This window comes from Pantoea wallisii (assembly GCF_002095485.1).
Taxonomy (GTDB): Bacteria; Pseudomonadota; Gammaproteobacteria; order Enterobacterales; family Enterobacteriaceae; genus Pantoea; species Pantoea wallisii.
Genome location: NZ_MLFS01000007.1, coordinates 66,581 through 86,861, shown reverse-complemented (window position 1 = coordinate 86,861; position 20,281 = coordinate 66,581). Strand labels below are relative to the sequence as shown.

The window sequence follows — 20,281 nt, the reverse complement described above, 5'->3', positions numbered from 1 at the left end:
CTGGCGCATAAAAGCATCAAATACACATTAAATCAGCCATTTCCAGACAGGACTTAAATCTTCTCAGTAATACCCATGAATTAATCTGGTCACACCTCCGCTTATGAAAATTTTCCTGGAGTTTATTTCCTGCATTTTTTTCGTTTATTTTCGGACTACGCATATGATTCATTCGGTATTTATTGTTGATGACCATCCATTAATCTGCGCAGGTATTCAGGCATTCCTTAGCGCTTACCACTATTCGATAGTGGGTACGGCGAACAAGGGCGATTTTCTGCTGAGTGAGTTGAATCATACTCAGCCGGATGTGCTGCTGCTGGACCTGACAATGCCGGGCCGGGCCGGCATTCCGCTGATAGCCGATATTAAACGCATCCTGCCGCAGCAAAAGATTATTGTATTTACCGCCTCGGAAAGTCTTTTTTATCAACGCTGTTGCCTGCAGTTAGGCGTTGAAGGGTATGTGTGCAAACGTGGCAATCTGGATACGCTGCTGGTGGCAATTAAAGAGGTTGAACGCGGTAAACGTTTTTATCCGGTTACCCATACGCCTGCGGATGCGCATGATTTGATCGGCAGCGAAAAATTGATGAGCCTGACGCGACGTGAACTGATGGTATTAGTCAAATTGGCCTCAGGAATGAGTAATAAAGAGATTGCCTCACAATTGCAGTTGAGCAGTAAAACGGTGAGCACCTATAAAATTAAAATTCTGCGAAAGTTGGGCCTGAAAGGAATTAGCGGAATTAATACGGCGGCGAAGGAGAATGGGCTGGTATAACACAAACCCGGTCGCGGCCGGACAGCGCCGCGACCCTCTTCTATCCCTGATGCAATAACTGCTGCGCCACCGGCAGCCAGATATCCGTCATGGCGCCTGTACCGCCAGTAAAGGGATCGCGATCCGGCAGTGGAACCTGCTGGATCTGCTGTTTTGACATCCGCAGCCGGGAAGGCTCGTCGCGTACTGTCTCCGGCTCCATGCCGTGCGGATAGGCGCCGACGGTGAAGAACTCCTCGGAGGCAAACACCTGCTTGTGACCGACGCCGGCGGGAATCAGCACGGCATCGCCCTCGCGCAGCGTTACCATTCGGCCACTGTCGCCGCCAAACAGCACTTCCGCCCAGCCAGCGCCAACGCCCAGCACTTCATGGGTGTTCGGGTGGTAATGTGTCCAGGGAAAGATCGGCGCGCGCCAGGCTGCAGGCCAGCCGCTGGCGGTAAAGGTTCTTTCAAACCAGGCCGCACTGTCCTCCTCTTCGTCTGGCACCACCTGCGGCCAGATGATCAGCGGCAGCGGATTGTTGGGCACGCCGCCTGAGGGCAGCGACAGCATCAGATGCTGCGGGTTACTGGATGCACCTGCAGAAAAGGTGCCAGCGGCGAAAGACATCAGTAACAGCAGGCTGGAATGTTGGGCAGTCATACTCTTTCTCCGGAAAGCCACGTTGTCTAATTGTGGCAAAGCCGGGCGCCATTGCAATGTGCGCATGCCAACAAAATTCACATAAAAGAGTGATTTAGCTTACTAAAGCCAAATTAGTTATTAACATATTTAACATTACGTGCCATTGCGTTTTCACAGGTGCCAAAGCGTTAAACCGCAGCGGCTGGTGGCGCTATGGGAGGGGCGCGCAGCGGCGGCCAGGGCCGCCAAAAATCCGGCGCAGAATATCAGGCAAAAAAAAGCCGGTGGATTTCGCCACCGGTCGAATCAAAAACGCGATTCAAAGGCACTGACAGGTTATCGGAGGCGATCCGCAATGGGTTTCACAACGTTCTCCCCTTCGCGACCATAAAACTGGAACAGGGTTTCGGCCGCCGCATCGGTTAACACCATGATTTCGATACGGCGATTGCGTGCGCTCAGCGGGTCCGCTTTATCCAGCGGCATACGTGAGGCCATTGCATTGACCTGCAACACGCGGGCACTCTCCAGCCCACCGCGCTCCAGCGCACGCCGCGCGGCCAGCGCACGGTCACCGGAGAGATTCCAGTTGTTATAAGCGGCACTGCCGCTATAAGGCGCGGCATCGGTGTGGCCGCTGATCATGATTTTGTTATCGATGCGATTAAACACCGGCCCGAGCTCGGTTAGCAGGCGCTGGAAAAACGGCGTCAGCACTGCACTGCCGCGCGGAAACATCATGCGATCCCGATCATCCTGGATCAGGATGCGCAGCCCCTGCGGCAGCGTCTCCAGCGACAGATGATTTTGCGCATTGTGGTTGTTAATAATGCTCTGGATAAGCTGGCGCAGCTGCGCCAGTTCGGCATCTGAACGCGACAGTACGCTATCCAGATCTTCCTGCTTATCGGTACCGGCGCTCAGGCTATTATCGTGGCTCTCCACGGTGGATTCGCTGACCGTCGCCCCCTGGGTGGGCGGCGCTATCGCCAGCGTTTCGCCGATAAGCGCGTTACCCCGGCCGGTTTCCACATCAAAAGGATTAAAACCCGAACCGTTAAACACGGAGGTGCCGTTAAGCTGCGCGACGATCTCTTTCCGCTCATCCTCGCTGACCGATCCCATAATCCACAGCACCATAAACAGCGCCATCATCGCCAGGGTAAAATCGGCAAAGGCCACTTTCCACGCGCCGCCGTGGGCACTGTGATGGGCCTTACGCGCGGCCCGCTTAATGATCAACTTCGTGGTCGTCACCAAAGGGGCCGAGCGTATCTCTGAGGTCTCGGCGCGCTTCACCCTTGATGCGCTACCGGGCAAGCAGATGGCGATCGATGCCGATCTCAACGCCGGACTGATCAATCAGGAGCAGGCGCGCGTGCGCCGCCAGGATGTCGGTAACGAGGCTGACTTCTACGGTGCGATGGATGGCGCCTCCAAGTTCGTGCGCGGCGATGCGATTGCCGGGATCATGATCCTGCTGATCAACGTGCTCGGCGGGATCCTGATCGGCGTGTTCAAACACGGCTTACCGGCCGGCCAGGCGTTCGAGCAGTATGTGCTGCTGACCATCGGTGACGGCCTGGTGGCGCAGATCCCGTCGCTGCTGCTCTCGACGGCGGCAGCGATTATCGTGACGCGCATCAGCGATGGCGCGGATATCGGCGAAGAGGTGAAATCACAGCTGCTGGCGAAACCGGCCACGCTGTTCACCGCCGCCGGCGTGATGTTTGTGCTGGCGATTGTGCCGGGCATGCCGCACCTGGTATTCCTCGCCTTCACCGCCCTGCTGCTGTTCGCCGCATGGCGCCAGAGCCGGGCGGTGCAGAAGCCGACGCAGAGCCATGTAGACATGGAAGCGATCAACCAGGCGCTGGCGCAGCCGGAAGATCAGCCCGCCATCAGCTGGGACAACATCCCGATGGTGGAGCCGATTGGCCTCAACCTGGGCTACAAGCTGGTGACGCTGGTGGATAAAGGCAAAGGCGCGCCGCTGACCCAGCGCATGCGCGGCGTGCGCCAGGTGGTCTCCGAGACCAGCGGCGTGCTGCTGCCGGAGATCGCCCTGCGCGAGGATTTCCACCTTAAGCCGGCGCAGTACGCCATCAAGATCAACGGCGTGCGCACCGCGGTGGGCGAAGTGCATGCCGATCGCCTGATGGCGATCCCGACGCCGGATCAGTATGGCGAGATCGACGGCCTGCTGGATACCGATCCCGCTTACGGCATGGCGGTGACGTGGATCCTGCCGGAGCAGAAAGCCAAAGCGCTCAACCTCGGCTATCAGGTGGTGGATTGCGCCAGCGTGATCGCCACGCACGTGAATAAAGTAGTGCGCGAGAACCTGCCGGAGCTGTTCAACTACGACGACATCACCCAGCTGCACCAGCGCCTGGCGGGCGTGGCGCCGAAGCTCTCTGAGGATGTGAACGCGGCGGTGAACTACAGCCTGCAACTCAAGGTGTACCGCCTGCTGCTGAACGATCAGGTGTCGCTCAAGGACATCACCACCATCGCCACCACGCTGCTGGAGAGCGTGGCGGTGACCAAAGATCCGATTCTGCTGACCTCCGATGTGCGCTACGCGCTGCGCCGGGCGATGGTGGCCGCAATTGCGCCGGACAGCAAACCGCTTTCGGCTTACACGCTGGAGAGCAACCTGGAGAACCTGCTGCTGGCGGCGCTCAACCAGGCGCAGCAGGGCGGCAAAGTGGCGCTCGACAGCTTCCCGGTTGATCCGAACATCCTGACCCAGCTGCAGAGCACGCTGCCGGTGATGATGGAGCAGCTGAAAGCGCAGAACCTGACGCAGGTGCTGCTGGTGACGCCACAGCTGCGTCCGCTGATTGCGCGCTACGCGCGGCTGTTTGCGAAGGGGCTGAATGTGCTTTCGTATAACGAAGTGCCAGACGACGCGAATCTGCAGATTGTCGGGCAGGTATCGTAGCCGGGTAGGTGCGGTGATCCGCGAGGGGCAATTCTGACGGGGCGGTGCGGGGCGGGTGCGGTTGATGGAATCGGCGCGGAGATTTTGGGAGGGGCGACCCGCCAGGGCCGCCCGGAACGGGGCTCCGCTGTTTGGGGCGGGTGCAATTCATAATACGGGCAGCTCTGTAGAGCGCCGCCGTGCAGGTTAATCTGCTGTAAAAAACAACGACTCCTGAATCGCAGTACATACCTTTCGTGACAGGCAAAAATGCTGATACCGTCATGCTGACATACTGTGCAGCCAGCCACCTGACCGCAGTATTGACCGGTAATTTCAGAATTTTCCTCCTTACAGACATGTCTTGTACTGCGCCCTTTAGCGCTTCCTCTAACATCCCCTGCCGATACATCACCGCCCTGCTGTCACGCCGGACGCTGCTGATGATTTTGAACACTTTACACAACACTGAATGATGGAATATCTGATGAATATTTTGACCAACGCCAAAGAGTTCTGGACTACCAATCCGCAACGCACCTTCACTGGCAACGCGCCGGGCGAGAACGGCGCCACCGTCGAGATCGTGGTGGATAACAAAACTTACAGCGTCACCGTGGTGGACGGTAAGTGGGAGTGGACACCGCCGGAAGCGCTGAGTGAAGGCGAGCACGTAATCAGCGTCCGTATTATCGACCGCGCCGGTAACATGGGCTCGCCCACCCTGCTGCTGATGCACGTAGACACCACCGCACCAAACAAGCCGGAGATTACCCGCGTGGTGGATAACGAAGGTAGCGAGCAGGGCTGGCTTTCACCGAACGCCAAAACCGATGACAACACGCCAACCTTCAGCGGCAGCGCAGAAGCCGGTTCGGTAGTGAAGCTGTACGACGGCGACAAGCTGATTGGCAGCGTAGTCGCGAATGCCAACGGCAGCTGGGAGATCACCCCGGAAACCGCGCTGGATAACGGCACACACAGCTTCACCGTTACCAGCACCGACAGGGTTGGTCACACCAGCGTGGTGTCGGATAGCTTTGATCTGACGATTGAGCACCACGGCAGCCAGCCGGGCCCGGACAGCGTGAGCATCGATTACGCAGTGGATGACGCCGGCAGCGTAACCGGTAACCTGAGCAATGGCGCATTCACCGATGACCACACGCCGGAGCTGCGCGGCTCTGCTCCGCGCGGCAGCGTGGTAGAAGTGCAGTACCGCAACGCGGGCGGCGAGTGGGTCAGCGGCGGCACGGCCACGATGATCGGCACTGAATGGAGCTGGACGCCGAACCCGGCGCTGGGCCAGGGCAACTGGGAGTTCCGCGCCGGCTCAGCAGGCAACTGGAGCGACACCTTCGGGCTGGATATTCGCGACAGTATTGATGACCAGGCCGAAATCACTCACGCGTGGGACGATGCCGGCCACTTCACCGGCATGCTGGGCAGCGGCGCGGTCACCGACGACCACACGCCAACCCTGCACGGCCGCTCAACGCCGAACGCCATTGTTTACCTGCACTACCGTAACGGCTACGGCCAGTGGGAAGTGCTGGGCAGCGTGCAGGCGGGCACAGATGGTCAGTGGCAGTATGAAGCGCCTGAACTGGCGGATGGCAACTACCAGTTCACCGCCGGCACCACGCCGTTCTACACCGGCACCGGCAACCTGTTTAACCTGAGCCTGGTGGCGCCGGGCAGCTACGCGCCGCGCATCGACAGCGCCTGGGATGACGTGGGACCGCGCCAGGGCCGCATCGACAACGGCCAGACCGACGACACCACGCCCACCCTGTGCGGCAAGGCGGAAGCCAACAGCACTATCATGATCGAGTACCGCCAGGAGGGCGAAAGCCAGCCGCGCATTGGTACGGCAAAAGCCGACAGCACCGGTAACTGGACGTTTACGCCACCGGCACTGGATATGGGACGTTGGACTTTCAGGCCGGTAAATGAGAGCGGGAAAGGTGGCCCGGAGTATAAGCTGGATATTGTAGCTGATGGTGAGGGACGGTCGAGTAATTTCTGCAATTTCTCTGAAGTCATTGAATATACGGTTATAAGAGAATTAACAACACTTGAATTCAATAGTGGATTGAAGATATCAAATAAAAATAAAGCGCTAGTTTTTTCGCCATTCCTGACAGCTCAACCATTTTTAAAACCGTACTTCAATGTCTCAAACAATGAGACCGTAAAGCTCGAGTTGAATGGTGCGAACTATATTAAATTCTCATTTCAGCTAGTAAGTCCAGGACAAACTATCGCATATACTTTCAAAGCTTATGATAGTTTAGGAAAGGAAATACCAAGCTCTGCGATTACTCGCGTCAACTATGAATATTTTATTGATAAGAGGTACTCCGCTGAGTACATTACACTAACTACTGGAGATAATAATAGCTTCGGTCTAACCAGTATTGAATGGGATGCTCCCACTCAACCTCCCGTATATAAAGTTGATTTTGAAAATATACTACCATCTCTCCCAGTAGGGGTGTTTTCCACGGGAAGAAACTACTATATCAAAGATGGTGTAGCACTCAATAACTTAAATGGAACTAATATATTTTTAGAAAGCGTATCATCAAATTCGCCATCTTCCCTAATAGGAAAAAGATCGTTGAGCATTCCGACCGATAGTGTCTTCTCAATTGATTTCAAAGGTGCAAGTGAAATTTCCTTTGACATGCTGAGTAAATCAGGAAACACCTCTCGAGTCAGTATAAGCGTCTATGACATATATCATAAACTTATTGGAGAATACACAATAAATCTGCTCGAAAACAATTTAGAAAAATTCATATTCAGCGGGAATTACGGGGAACCCATTGGGCTGGTTGAAATGAAAAATATTGGAAACTTCTATCTGGACAATATTAATTGGGAAAGTAAGGGTGAGCATGAGCGCAATGCAGATATGATCTATAACTTTGATGAGCTTAACGTAAAAACGCCTGTAACATTTATCAGATATGGGGATGTGAAATTATCTGCAGACAATCAAAAGATCCTTAGCGTTAAGCTAACGCAATATAAAGAGCTCAAAAACTCAGATTCTTTATATGCCGAAAATGGTACAAACGTTCAAATAGAATTTGAGAAAAAAACCAGCTACGTCTATTTTGACATCTCCAACGTAGACTCCGTGATCGATTTCTATAACGCCGCCGGCGTTAAAATAGGCAGCAAAAAAGTCACTGCCGGCACCGATCCCGCCGGCGTGCGCTTCGATGCCCCTAACGGTGAAGATGTTGCCTCAATTGTGATCCAGAAGACCAAAGGCACCTATATCGATAACATCACCGTGCGCTATCACGACGAGCAGCCGCCACAGCTGTTCGATCAGCCATTGCAGAACGATGCGCTGACGCTGATGGGCGTGGAGGAGCTGAACACCGTCTCGATGTTTGGTCATGAGAAAGCCATCGATACGCTCTATATCACCGGTGAGAACCAGCTGCTGGATCTCAACAACGTCAGCCATAAGATCTCTTCAGTGGAGATTTTTGACATCACCGGCAGCGGCGACAACACGCTGCGCCTGAACGTTGAGAACCTGCTGGAGCACGGCGGTAAGGATATCTTTATCACCGACGGCAAAACCCAGCTGGTGGTCAACGGCGATGCGGGCGATGTGGTACAGCTGGCGGATATCCTGCCGGAAGGCGATGACCTCACCGGCTGGCAGCAGCAGGCCGGCACCGTCACCATCGCGGGTGTGCATTACAACGTCTTCAGCCACGGTGATGCCGAGCTGCTGGTGCAGGAAGGGGTGAAGACTGAGCTGGTATGATAAATCGGGGTCCGCAATGATGCCTCGTATACTCCAGGTTCCGCATTAATGCGGACCGGGTAAAACAGAACAGTGAAACAGAGCCGCAGCAGAGATGCTGCGGCTTTTTTGTGGGTGCGGTTTGGGGATTTGCGCAATGTATTGCGCGGGTGCGGTGCATTTGACGGCCTTCGGGTCGCCACTCCGGAGATCAGGAGGGTTGCCGCTATAGCTGCGCCATCGCCTCGGCTTCGTCGACGACGTTCGGCAGTTTGGAGGCCGGCCCCGGTTTGAAGCGCAATAAATTGCGCCGCTACGTTTTTTTTGCCGTTGGTAGTGGCCGTCCCGCAGGGCGGCCAGGCAGCGTGCAGAGGTGTTTGAAACCAGCACAGGTTTAAGGCGCAATGAATTGCGCCACCACGTTTTTTGCCGTTGCCAGGCCGGGAGGGTTGCCGTTACAGCTGTGCCAGCGCGTCGGCTGCGTCGACGAAGTTCGGCAGTTCGCTGATGCGCTCCGGCGGCAGCGGTTTGCCGAGCAGGTAGCCCTGCAGGGTGTTGCAACCCAGGCCGGTGAGGAAGGCCTGCTGGTCGGCGGTCTCGACCCCTTCGGCCACCACTTTAAGATTCAGCGACTGCGCCAGCGCGACGATGGCGGAGACAATGGTGGCATCTTCCGAGTGCGCCTGTAGCTCATTCACAAATGCCCGGTCGATTTTCAGCTCGCTGGCGGGCAGGCGCTTGAGGTAGAGCAGGCTGGAGTAGCCGGTACCGAAATCATCGATCGAGGCTTTGACCCCCATGCGCGTCAGCTCGGTGAGGATGCGTACGCTCTCTTCCGGATCGCGCATTGCGGTGGTTTCGGTGACCTCCAGCGTCAGCAGCTCGGCGGGAATCTGGTGCTTCGCCAGCGCCGCCTGTACCGTCTCAACCAGGCCGCTCTGCTCAAACTGCACCGCCGAGAGGTTCACCGCCACCGACCAGTGCGGATGCCCCTGCAGATGCCACATGTGCAGCTGGCGGCAGGCTTCATCAATCACCCAATTGCCGATGTTGACGATCATGCCGGTCTTCTCGGCAATCGGCAGGAAGATGTCCGGGGCCAGCAGGCCGCGCGTCGGGTGCTGCCAGCGCAGCAGCGCCTCAAAGCCAAGAATCGGCCCGCTCGGCGCGCAGTACTTTGGCTGGTAGAACAGGCGCAGCTCCTGATTGTCCAGCGCCTGCCACAGGTCGTTATTCAGCTGCAGCTGCGACTGCGCCAGCGTGTTCATTGAGGGCTGGAAGAAGTTGTAGCCGTTACGGCCATTGTTCTTGGTGTGGTACATGGCGGCATCGGCGTTGAACATCAGTTCGCGCTCATCGTTGCCGTCGCCAGGATAGACCGCGATGCCGATACTCAGTGACACCATCAGCTCATAGCGGGAGATATTAAACGGGCGATCCACCGCCTTCACCAGCATATCCGCTACCGCTGCGGCATCGTTCGGGTCACCAATCTCAATCAGCAGCACAAACTCGTCGCCGCCCATGCGCGCCAGCGTGTAGTGCCCTTTCATCATGCCGGTCATGCGCTCTGTTACCGCAATCAGCAGGTTGTCGCCCACGTGGTGACCAAAGGCGTCGTTGACCGCTTTGAAGCCGTCGAGATCCATAAACATCAGCGCAAACTGAGACTTCTCCCGGTTGGATTTGTTGATCGCCTGCTCCAGGCGGTCCTCCAGCAGGATGCGGTTCGGCAGTCGCGTCAGGTTGTCGTGCAGCGCCAGCTGCGCCAGCTCGCGGTTCGCCTCCGCCAGCGAGTGCGCCAGAATGGTGGTGCGCGCCTGCATGCGCGCATCCAGCATGGAGACCAGCAGCGTAATGCCGAGGATCGCCAGCGTGACCACGGTCACCAGAATCGCCAGCCACTCGCTGTTGACGCCGCTGTGTGCGCCGTGGCTGTGCATCGGAAAGTTCGCCGCCACCATGCCGGTGTAGTGCATGCCGGCGATGGCGCAGCCCATGATCACCGAGGCGCCCAGGCGCAACAGCGTGACGCGCCCCTGCCCTTCGCGCAGATGAAACGCCAGCCACAGCGCCGCGCAGGAGGCCACCAGCGCAATCAGCACCGAGACCGCCACCCAGCCCCAGTTCCAGCTGATGCCCGGCGTAAACACCAGCGCCGCCATGCCGGTGTAGTGCATCGCCACCACGCCGGAGCCCAATATCAGCGCGCCGCCCAGCAGCCGCCGCCACGATAAATGGGTGGAGGAGCAGACCAGCCACAAAGCAAAAATCGAGGCGGAGATCGCGACAATCATTGAGATGGCGGTAAGCAGCGGATCGTAGCTCATCACCATCTCCAGGCTCATTGAGAGCATGCCGATGAAGTGCATCGCCCAGATGCCCACGCCCATGGCAAAGCCGCCACCGAACAGCCAGGCCAATGCCACCCGGCCAGTGGACGAGGCCACGCGCCCCGCCATATCCAGCGCGGTAAAGGAGGCCAGCATCGCTACCAAAATCGAGACGATAACGGTAAACGAATCGTACGAAGTCACTAACATAGTGATTTCCCATATAAAAGCTGTGTTACGTCAGCTGTGGTGTTGTGAGATTTAACGGAGTGTTATTGGTTTTGTAGTGGAAATTATCGGCAGACGCGCTGCCGATGTGAGTCACTGAACGATGAAAGCTTCCGATGCGGAGGAATATTAAAATTGCTGGTCACGCGCTGGTCAGCGGTAAGGCACTGTCTGGAAAATGCCCGGTCAGCGGCGGCGCGGTGAACTCGCCGATGCGCTCAGCCGGCGTAGGTTTACCCAGCAGATAGCCCTGCAGGGTATCAAAGCCCAGGCCGGTCAGCAGCCGCTGCTGCTCTTCCGTCTCCACGCCTTCGGCCACCATGCGCAGGTTAAGGCTCTGCGCCAGCGTCAGCATGGCGGTCACCACCGTGGCATCTTCGCTGTCGGCGCGCAGGCTGTTGATAAAGGCGCGATCGATCTTCAGCTCGCTGGCTTCCAGATGTTTAAGGTGCAGCAGATTGGCGTAGCCGATACCAAATTTATCGATCGCCACGCGCACGCCCAGCTGGTGCAGCTCGGCGATGCGCCGCTGGCTGAACTGCGGATCGCGCATGGCGATAACCTCGCTGATCTCCAGCATCAGCGACGCTTCCGGCAGCTGATGGCGCTGTAGCGCCTGGCGCAACGTTTCGATGAGATCGCGTTGATGAAACTGCAGGGCGGACAAGTTGACCGAGACGCTCAACGACAGGTGGCCTTCGTCGTGCCACTGGCGCAGCTGGCGGCAGGCTTCGTTGATTACCCAGTTGCCCAGCGCCACAATCTGGCCGGTCTTTTCGGCGCGCGGCAGGAACATATCCGGCATCAGCAGGCCACGACGCGGATGCTGCCAGCGCAGAAGCGCCTCAAAGCCCATCAGCACTGTGCCGCCGGCGCGGAATTTGGGCTGATAGAACAGGCGCATCTCGTGGAACTCCAGCGCGTTCCACAGATCGTTCGCCAGCGCCAGCTGATGCTGCGCCACGGCGCTCATCGTCGGCTCAAACAGGCTAAAGCCGTTACGTCCGCAGTGTTTGGTGTGGTACATGGCGGAGTCAGCGTTGAACATCATCTCCTGCTGGCTGCGCCCGTGCTCCGGGAAGATCACAATACCGATGCTGAGCGACACGCGCAGCGAGTAGCGGTCCAGCTCAAAGGCGGCATCAATGGCGTGCACCAGCCGCTGCGCCAGCGCTTCGGCCTGCTGGGTGATGTAGTGCGGGCAGAGCATAACAAACTCATCGCCGCCGAGGCGCGCCAGCAGAATCTCCGGGTCCAGCTGGCTGCGCAGCCGTTCGGCCACCGCAATCAGCAGGCGATCGCCCACGTGATGGCCCCAGGTGTCATTGACCGCCTTGAAGCCGTCAAGATCCATAAACATCAGCGCGAAGGTTTCGTTGTGCAGCGTGGCGTGTTTGATCTGCGCCTGGAGCTGCTGCTCCAGCATGACGCGATTCGGCAAGGTGGTGAGGTTATCGTGCATCGCCAGCTGGCGCAGTTCGCTGTTGGCGTGTCGCAGCTTCGCCGCCAGCCGCGCGGCGCGCAGCTGCGCATCCAGCATCGAGATCAGCAGCGTGAGCCCAAGGATAGAGAGCGTGATGATGGTCACCCATACCGCCAGCCCATCCTGCTGACGCCGTGATGCTGCATACTGCCCGGCATAGTGAACTGCGCCGCCGCCATGCCGGTGTAGTGCATGCCGGCGATGGCAATGCCCATCACCAGCGCGGCGCAGGCGCGCATCAGCAGCAGGTTTTCGCCCTGGCGCAGGTGAAACGCCAGCCACAATGCCGCGCCGGACGCCGCATAGGCGATGAACACCGAGAGCGCCACCAGCGACCTGTTCCAGCCGATGGCAGGCTCAATCAGTAGTGCATTCATGCCGATGTAGTGCATGGCGACCACGCCGCTGCCCAGAATCAGCGTGCCGCGCACCAGCCGGCGGCGGGTCAGATGGCTGCCCTGCACGGCTTGTGCAAAGGCCATAATGCTGGTGACAATCGCCACCAGCAGCGAGAGCGAGGTCAGCGGGATGTCGTAGCGCATGGACATCGGCATCATCATCGCCAGCATGCCGATAAAGTGCATCGCCCAGACGCCAATGCCCATTGCCGTGCCGCCGCCCACCAGCCACAGTTTTGCCAGCAGCCCACGTGAGACGGCGACGCGCCCGGCAGTATCCAGGGCGGTAAAGGCGGCAATAAACACGACGATAAGCGAAACGGCAATCAGAACGCTATCCCAGGTAACCAGCAACATGTGCGCTCCTCAACTCAACCCGCTGCGGAGCAGGTGCTGTATCGTCAAATAAACAGGGAAAAATAGCGATCAAAGCGTAATGACCATGCGTGACGCGGCACGGCGTACTGTTATTTTCATCGTCTTTCGCGGCCGGAAAATTAATGTTATCTGATTAATGCATGAACATAGCATTGAACCGCTGGCCGCGGTAGAGGGTGAAATCACTCGCCGTTTAGTTTTTTTAACAGCTCGTTAGCCCTTGTTGTTACTGCGTTATCGGCAAAAAGTGTGAATTGATTAGTGAAAAATCCGCGCCCAACTGCACAACCGGCAAAATGGTGTTCTATAGTAAAGAAAACTGATATAAATCACTAACTCCAGCTCCGGTGATTCTCTTTACGGGCGGGGCATTACGTTTGTTGGCCGTTCGCGGCACCTTCGTACTTTTGGGTTCATTTCATAAATAAACTACCAGGTGAAAAAGCACTGACTCCCTATAATCAGTAAGGAATGATTATGAAATTCAAGCTTTTTCTTTTGGCTTCCAGCCTGAGCGCCGCGCTCGCCCCGGTTGCTGCTTTTGCTGCCACCACAACGGGAACCATCAATGCCACGCTGACCTTAACCACCGGCTGCCTGGTGAACGGTCAGTCTGCCACCACCGGCGTTAACTTCGGTACCCTGAACTTTGGTAGCAGCGCGGCCACGTTTGACACGCTAAACGCCACCTTAGTGGGCGCCGCCGGGAACGGTATCTTCGTGCGCTGCACCACCGGACAGACCTTTAACGTGCAGGTGACCAGCAGCAACACGGCGCCGGCCACGGTCTACGGTACGGTAAGCGGCCAGCCGCGCTATCTGGTGCTAGGCTCCGATAACACCCAAGCATCGCGTACACCCTCTACAGCGACAATGCCTTTACGACCGCGATCGCCAACAATACCAACATCGCCGCCAGCGGCACTACGGACCCTACGCTCGGCACCAACTACGCCATCTATGGTCGCGTGGTGGGCGGCGGCTTTAACCCGCTGATACCGGCCGGCACCTACACGGATGTCATCAACGTGGCGGTGAACTACTGAGGCCAGCTTTAAGGTAATCAGGGTGGCCGCAGTGCAATGTTGGGTGCACCGCGCAGGCGGCCTCGCCCTGCTGATAGGGAGCGTCTCTGCCTGGGGATTGCCAACGGCATCCTTCCAGGTCTCTGCGTCAGTGGTGGCAGGCTGTGTTGTCTCCGGTACCAATACCGGGGTATTCGGCACGCTTAATTTCGGTACGCAGTCTGGCGTCTCCAGGAGCAGCGTCAGCGCCAGCTACGTGCAGAGCACCACCATCAACCTCGCCTGTACGCCAGGCACCGCCGTGAGCATGAGCATCAACGGCGGTGCTAATTACGCCTCCAGCCGCAACCTCAAGCACACCAGTAACACTAATACCGTGGCGTATAGCCTCTATACCAACGCGGCGCACACCACGGCGATTCCCGTGAACTCGCCCGTGGCGCTGAGCTACACCAATGCCAATAACATCGTGTTGCCGATCTACGGCCTGTTAACCCTGCCCGGCCCGACGCGCGCCGGGACCTATACCGATACATTAACCGTCACGCTGAGCTGGTGACGGTGGTACTTAAAAAGGATGAATGATGATGAGCCTGCGCGCCCTGTGTCTGTTGTTTCTGCTGGCCCTGACGCCCGCCGTCCACGCCGCCAACTCGCTGATGATCTGGCCGATCGATCCGGCGATTGATCCGGAAGAGAAAGCCAGCGAGCTGTGGCTGGAGAACCGGGGCAATGCGTCCACCATCATGCAGGTGCGCATCTTTAACTGGCAGCAGGTGAACGGCCAGGAGCAGTATCAAACCCAACAGCAGGTGGTGGCGAGCCCGCCCATGGTGCGGCTGGAACCCGGGCAGAAGCAGCTGGTGCGTTTAATCAAGCAGACGCCACCAGAAGCCGGGCGCGAGATGGCGTATCGCGTGGTGCTGGATGAGATCCCGACGCCGCGCACGCCGGGCGATAATCAGGCCGGGCTGACCTTCCAGATGCGCTACTCAGTGCCGCTGTTTGTCTACGGCAACGGCTTAACCAAAGCGAGCGCCAAAGCCGATCTGAGCTGGCAAACCGTGAACAGCGACGGCAAACGCTGGCTGGAGCTGACCAACCGCGGCAACGGGCATGCACGCCTGAGCAATGTGACGGTAGGCGGGCGCGCACTTGGCAACGGCCTGTTTGGCTACGTGCTGGCCAACAGCCGTTACCGCTGGCCGCTGACCAGCAACGTGAGCGGTGAGCTAGCGGCCGACGTTAACAAAGGCCACTGGCGCAGCGCTGCCGCGCGCTGATGAAACGCACGCCGCATCCGTGTGCGCTGGCGATTGCCAGCGCGCTGTCACTCTTCCCCTTTAGCAGCAGCGCGGAGACCTTCTCCGAGCTGCCGCCCCCGCCTGCGCTGCAGAACAGCGCCAGCGGTCAGCAATATATGCTGGAGCTGGTGGTGAATCAGGGCGAGCGCGGCAACATCGTGCCGGTGGAGCGTAAGAACGGCGACTTCTGGCTGCGCAGCGGCGATCTGCAGCGCGCCGGTATTCCGGCGGAGAAGCTGCAGGGCCAGCAGATTGCGGTGAGCCAGCTGAGCGGCGTGAAAGTGGAGTATGACGAGCGGCGCCAGCGCCTGTTGCTGACGGTGCCGCCGGCCTGGCTGCCGGAGCAGACCATCGGCCAGGCGCAGAGTGTCCGCGCTATCCCGGCCGCGCCAGCAACGGTGCGCTGCTCAACTACGACTTCTACGCCACGCGCACCGATAACGCCGGCTCGCGCCTCTCCAGCTGGAACGAGCTGCGCCTGTTTGGCCCGGCCGGGCAGTTCTCTACCAACGGCGTCTATACGCAGCAGCTGGAGGGGGGCGCCAGCGGCCAGCAGGAGGGCTATATCCGTTACGATACCTGGCTGAGCAATGAGAACGAAAACGCGGCGCTGAGCTGGCGCGCCGGGGATGTGATTACCGATGCGCTGGGCTGGAGCAACAGCGTGCGCCTTGGCGGCGTGCAGATTGCGCGTGACTTCAGCGTACGGCCCGATCTGGTCACCTATCCGCTGCCCGCCTTTAATGGCCAGGCGGCGGTGCCCTCCTCTGTCGATCTGTTTATTAACGGCTACCGCAGCGCCCAGGCCGATGTGCAGCCGGGGCCGTGGTCGCTGACCAATGTGCCGTTCGTTAACGGCGCCGGCGATGCGGTGATCACCACCACCGATGCGGTAGGTCGCCGCGTGACCACCACCCTGCCGTTCTACGTCTCCAGCAGCCTGCTGAAGCAAGGGCTCTCTGATTACGCCTTCTCCGCCGGGGCGATTCGTGAAAACTACGGCGTGAAGAACTTCGATTATGGCGCCGCCGCTGCCAGCGGATCCTGGCGTTACGGCGTGAATGACTGGCTGACGCTGGAGTCACACGCCGAAGGCAGCAACGACGTGGCGATGGGCGGGGCCGGCGGGCTGGTGAAGATGGGTAGCCTGGGCGTAGTGAACGGTGCACTGGCGCAGAGCCAGATGGCGGGCAAGCCCGGCACGCAGTACAGCTGGGGCTATCAGTACAACAACAGCTGGTTCAGCCTGGGCACGCAGCACACGCTGCGTAGCGCCGATTTCGCTAACCTCGCGCTGGTGAGCAGCCGCGGCGATAGCGCCAATACCAGCTACTCGCTGGCGCGCCGCAGCGCCCAGTACACCGCCAGCGTCTCGCTTGATCGCTACGGCAGTCTTGGCCTGGCGTATCTGGATATCGCCGGAAGCGCCGGCGATCGCACCCGGCTGTGGAACCTCTCGTGGAGCAAAAACCTGTGGGGCAACAGCAGCCTCTATATCTCCGCCAGCCGCGATCGGGAACAGGGCGACTGGAGCGGCGCGATCTCACTGATCATCCCGTTTGGCGAGCAGAGCAGCGCCTCCGTCAGCATTGAACGCGACCAGCAGGGCCGCAACAATCAGCGCCTGTACGTGTCGCGCGCCATGCCAACCGACGGCGGCTTTGCTTATGACGCTTCATGGGCCCGCCAGGGCGGTGACAGCGGCGACTATCGCCAGGGCAGCCTGCGCTATCGCAACAACAAAATCGACACTTCCGCCGGTTTTTACGGGGATGATGACAACACCACGCAGTGGGCCGACTTCACCGGTGCGCTGGTGCTGATGGATGACCGCGTATTTGCTGCGAACGACATCAACGATGCATTTGTGGTGGTGAAAACCCACTATCCGGATGTGACGGTGCGTTATGAGAACCAGTCAATGGGCCGCACGGACAACGACGGTTATCTGCTGGTGCCCTCGATCAGCAGCTATTACGGCGCGAAGTACGATATCGATACGCTCGATCTGCCCGCCGATATGACCGCACCGAAAGTGGAGCAGCGCTTTGCGGTGAAGCGCAAGAGCGGCTATCTGCTCAATTTCCCGGTGGAGCGACTGCGCGCCGCCAGCGTGGTGCTGCACGACAGCGACGGCCAGCCGCTACCGGTCTCCAGCCAGGTGCTGCGGCCGGATCGGGCCACTGAATACGTCGGCTGGGACGGCATCGTGTGGATGGAGGATCTGGGCGCCAGTAACCCGATACGCGTGGTGACGCCGGACGGACGCCAGTGCGAAACCACGCTGGCGATTGAGAATGGCCAGCCAAAAGCCCTGCAGACCTATGGACCGCTCACCTGCCCGCTGCCACCGGCGCCGCCTGGCGCGGCAACGCCCGGCGCAACCTCTTCACAGTCAGGGATCTCACCATGAGAAAAATTCTGTTATTGCTGCTGATTTTGCTGCCCGGCAGCAGCTATGCGCTATGCTCGCTCTCTGCGCCCGCCGCCAGTTTTGGCCCGCAGACCACCTTTTATGTGCAGTCTACGGTGGTCCCGACCTCCAGTACGACCAACGTGAACTGCGGCACCGGCACGCTTAACCTGCTGGGCACGGATTACATCGCTTACGCCTTTACCACCGCCAGCTATCTGACCGGCACGCGCGCCACCATGAAGGCCACAGCGGCCGGTACCGATAACGTGCCGATTGAGCTCTGTATTGACAGCGCCTGCGCCACCGAGCTGCAGCAGGGCGGCAGCTATCGCTGGAACTCATCCGCCTGCTGGGGCTGGGCAATAGCCTTAATTTTAATATTCCGCTCTATTTCCGCACCGTGCCGGGCCAGGTGATCGCCGCCGGAACCTATACCACCACCATTACGTTGACGGTGAGTTATAACGTCTGTGCCGGATTGAACGTGGCGGGTTTGTGCGTGGGAACGGTGCAGAGCAGCACCGGCACCGCGATGCCGATTACGGTGAATATGGTGATTACCAATGATTGCACCACCATCACCGCGCCCAACGTGAGCTTTGGCAGCGCGCCACTGGTCGGCAGTTTTTCCACCGTGCAGCAGACCATCAATGTGGTGTGTTCAAAAGGCAGCACCTATACGGTGGGGCTGAGCAACGGCAGTTATTACAGCGGCACCACGCGCCAGATGGCGAGCGGCACCAACCGTCTGGCATACGATATCTATAAGGGCACCACCACGACAACACGCTGGGGACCGACCGGCACCGACCGCTGGAGCAGCAGCACCTCGACCTCGCTGAACGCCGATACCGTGACGCGCAATTTTACCTATACGGCGCGCATTCTGACCACGCAGAACACGCCCGCCGCCGGGAATTACACCGATAACGTGGTGGTGGATGTGGCGTTTTAGGTGGCGGGCCGGGTCGTGCACGGTCAATTCCAGGGTGCGCACCTGGCATGTAACAGGCACATACCTGTAGGGTGCGCATTCATGCGCACCTGGATTTACAGCGGAGCACCGACCGGCGCTGCGGTGTGCTGCGCCTGATACTGCTTCACCATCCGGCCGATCAACAACGTCCCTGCCAGGCCGCACACCGCGGCAAACGACAGCCAAACGCCCGGCATCGCTTTATCCCCTGTGGCGTGAATCAGATAACTGGAGATGGCCGGGGTAAAACCGCCAAACAGCGCCGTTGCCAGGCTATACGCCAGCGAAAAACCTGATGCCCGCACCTCCGCTGGCATGATCTCCGCCAGATACACCACCATCGCGCCGTTATAGCTGGCGTACAGGAACGACAGCCACAGCTCGGCCTCTACCAGATGCGCAAAGGTGGGCGATCCCACCAGCCCGTGCAGCACCGGCCAGGTGGTCAGGATCATCAAAATGGTAAAGACGATCAGCAGCGGACGACGGCCGATGCGATCCGACAGCGCGCCCATCACCGGCAGCCAGAACAGGTTGGAGATGCCGACAAACAGCGTCACAAGGAAGCTCTGCTTATCGCTCATCAGCAGCACCGTCTTACCGAACGTCGGCGTAAACGCGGTAATCATGTAGAACATCACGGTGGTGGTCACCACCATCAGCATCCCGGCCAGCACCAGCGCCCAGTTCTGCCCGACCGAACGTACAATCTGCCCCATTGACGGGTGTGATTTGCGCTGGCTGAAGGCTTCGGTCTCCTCCAGCATGCGGCGGATCCAGAACAGGAACGGCACAATCAGGCAGCCGACCACAAACGGAATACGCCAGCCCCACTCGGTAACGGCATCCTTCGCCAGCAGATGGTTCAGGGCCAGGCCGAGCAGTGCTGCGAAGATCACCGCCACCTGCTGGCTGCCGGACTGCCAGCTAACGTAGAAGCCTTTGCGCCCTTTTGGCGCCACTTCAGCGAGATAAACCGAGACGCCACCCAGCTCCACGCCGGCGGAGAAGCCCTGCAGCAGACGGCCAAGCAGAATCAGAATCGGCGCTGCGGCACCCAGCGTGGCATAGCCCGGTACCAGGGCGATGGTCAGCGTGCCCAGCGCCATCAGGCCGAGCGTCAGCAGCAGGCCTTTGCGGCGACCGTGATGATCGATATAGGCGCCCAGAATGATGGCGCCAAGCGGACGCATCAGGAAGCCCGCGCCGAAGGTCATCAGCGTGAGCATTAACGAGGCAAAGGGATCGTCACCGGGGAAAAAGGTTTTGGCTATCGCCGTGGCGTAATAGCCAAACACCATGAAATCGTACATCTCAAGGAAGTTACCGCTGGTAACGCTAAAGATGGTTTTGGCCCCACTTCTGGCCGGCTTTTGTAAAGATGAATGGGTGCTCATAGTATCCTTCCAGGTTTTTGAGCAGTTGTAGCCTGCCATGCCAAGAATAGATGTGATCGCAATCACCATTGCACTTTACAATCGCAATACCAAAAGTAACAAAAGATTAACATGACTAATCCAATCAGCTTATGAGAAAAGTTAATTATACTGGGCTTTTCCGGTTGCCGCTGCGGGACAGCTATCGACCTTTCCAGTGGCATAACTTCAGCTACATAAAGCCTCATCGA

Annotated in this window: 10 protein-coding genes and 4 pseudogenes; 9 read left to right on the top strand and 5 right to left on the bottom strand. The window is 58.6% G+C overall.

Going from position 1 to position 20,281, the window contains the following annotated elements:
• Positions 1 to 163: 163 nt before the first annotated feature.
• Positions 164 to 784 carry a response regulator gene (locus HA48_RS04320; RefSeq protein WP_128599937.1) on the top strand — a complete coding sequence of 207 codons (621 nt, stop codon included), beginning with the start codon at positions 164 to 166 and terminating at the stop codon, positions 782 to 784.
• A 40-nt stretch (positions 785 to 824) separates the two neighbouring features.
• Here the strand turns inward: HA48_RS04320 and HA48_RS04315 are convergent, their stop codons facing one another.
• Together HA48_RS04315 and lafU are read right to left on the bottom strand one after the other, a co-directional pair.
• Positions 825 to 1,430 carry a hypothetical protein gene (locus HA48_RS04315; protein WP_128599936.1) on the bottom strand — a complete coding sequence of 202 codons (606 nt, stop codon included), beginning with the start codon at positions 1,428 to 1,430 and terminating at the stop codon, positions 825 to 827.
• 318 nt (positions 1,431 to 1,748) lie between these two features.
• Positions 1,749 to 2,669: a putative lateral flagellar export/assembly protein LafU gene (gene lafU, locus HA48_RS04310; RefSeq protein ID WP_244182796.1), complete on the bottom strand. Its 921-nt coding sequence runs from the start codon at positions 2,667 to 2,669 to the stop codon at positions 1,749 to 1,751.
• Here lafU and HA48_RS04305 point away from each other — a divergent pair.
• Both HA48_RS04305 and HA48_RS04300 read left to right on the top strand, forming a co-directional pair.
• Positions 2,644 to 4,359, top strand: a pseudogene (locus tag HA48_RS04305) (flagellar biosynthesis protein FlhA); the annotation flags it as partial. The gene lafU and the pseudogene HA48_RS04305 overlap by 26 nt on opposite strands.
• 466 nt (positions 4,360 to 4,825) lie before the next feature.
• Positions 4,826 to 8,134, top strand: coding sequence for an Ig-like domain-containing protein (locus HA48_RS04300; RefSeq protein ID WP_158086955.1), 3,309 nt, complete (start codon positions 4,826 to 4,828; stop codon positions 8,132 to 8,134).
• Between the two features lie 434 nt (positions 8,135 to 8,568).
• On the opposite strand, the gene HA48_RS04295 is transcribed toward HA48_RS04300, so the two are convergent.
• Together HA48_RS04295 and HA48_RS04290 are read right to left on the bottom strand one after the other, a co-directional pair.
• Complete coding sequence (locus tag HA48_RS04295) at positions 8,569 to 10,656, bottom strand: putative bifunctional diguanylate cyclase/phosphodiesterase (protein WP_128599932.1); 2,088 nt, start codon at positions 10,654 to 10,656, stop codon at positions 8,569 to 8,571.
• Between the two features lie 160 nt (positions 10,657 to 10,816).
• Positions 10,817 to 12,912 (bottom strand): annotated as a pseudogene (locus HA48_RS04290) (putative bifunctional diguanylate cyclase/phosphodiesterase).
• 498 nt (positions 12,913 to 13,410) lie between these two features.
• Between HA48_RS04290 and HA48_RS04285 the strand changes: the two are divergent.
• The 6 genes and pseudogenes from HA48_RS04285 to HA48_RS22860 all read left to right on the top strand — a co-directional run bounded on the left by HA48_RS04285 (position 13,411) and on the right by HA48_RS22860 (position 18,633).
• Positions 13,411 to 13,979: pseudogene (locus HA48_RS04285) on the top strand (spore coat protein U domain-containing protein).
• Between the two features lie 22 nt (positions 13,980 to 14,001).
• A complete protein-coding gene (locus HA48_RS04280; RefSeq protein ID WP_128599931.1) occupies positions 14,002 to 14,517 on the top strand; it encodes a Csu type fimbrial protein in 516 nt (171 codons plus the stop codon).
• A gap of 25 nt (positions 14,518 to 14,542) precedes the next feature.
• The gene (locus tag HA48_RS04275; protein ID WP_208613104.1) at positions 14,543 to 15,241 is read left to right on the top strand and encodes a fimbrial biogenesis chaperone; all 699 of its coding nucleotides are present in this window, start codon (positions 14,543 to 14,545) and stop codon (positions 15,239 to 15,241) included.
• A pseudogene (locus HA48_RS04270) lies at positions 15,241 to 17,675 on the top strand (fimbria/pilus outer membrane usher protein). The gene HA48_RS04275 and the pseudogene HA48_RS04270 overlap by 1 nt, the downstream one beginning before the upstream one ends.
• A complete protein-coding gene (locus HA48_RS22865; RefSeq protein WP_341864965.1) occupies positions 17,672 to 18,094 on the top strand; it encodes a spore coat protein U domain-containing protein in 423 nt (140 codons plus the stop codon). The pseudogene HA48_RS04270 and the gene HA48_RS22865 overlap by 4 nt, the downstream one beginning before the upstream one ends.
• Positions 18,091 to 18,633: a Csu type fimbrial protein gene (locus tag HA48_RS22860; protein WP_341864964.1), complete on the top strand. Its 543-nt coding sequence runs from the start codon at positions 18,091 to 18,093 to the stop codon at positions 18,631 to 18,633. Before HA48_RS22865 ends, HA48_RS22860 begins: the two co-directional genes overlap by 4 nt.
• Before the next feature lie 95 nt (positions 18,634 to 18,728).
• Here HA48_RS22860 and tcuC read toward each other — a convergent pair whose 3' ends face one another.
• Positions 18,729 to 20,051: an MFS transporter gene (tcuC, locus tag HA48_RS04260; RefSeq protein ID WP_128599930.1), complete on the bottom strand. Its 1,323-nt coding sequence runs from the start codon at positions 20,049 to 20,051 to the stop codon at positions 18,729 to 18,731.
• Between the last annotated feature and the right edge of the window lie 230 nt (positions 20,052 to 20,281).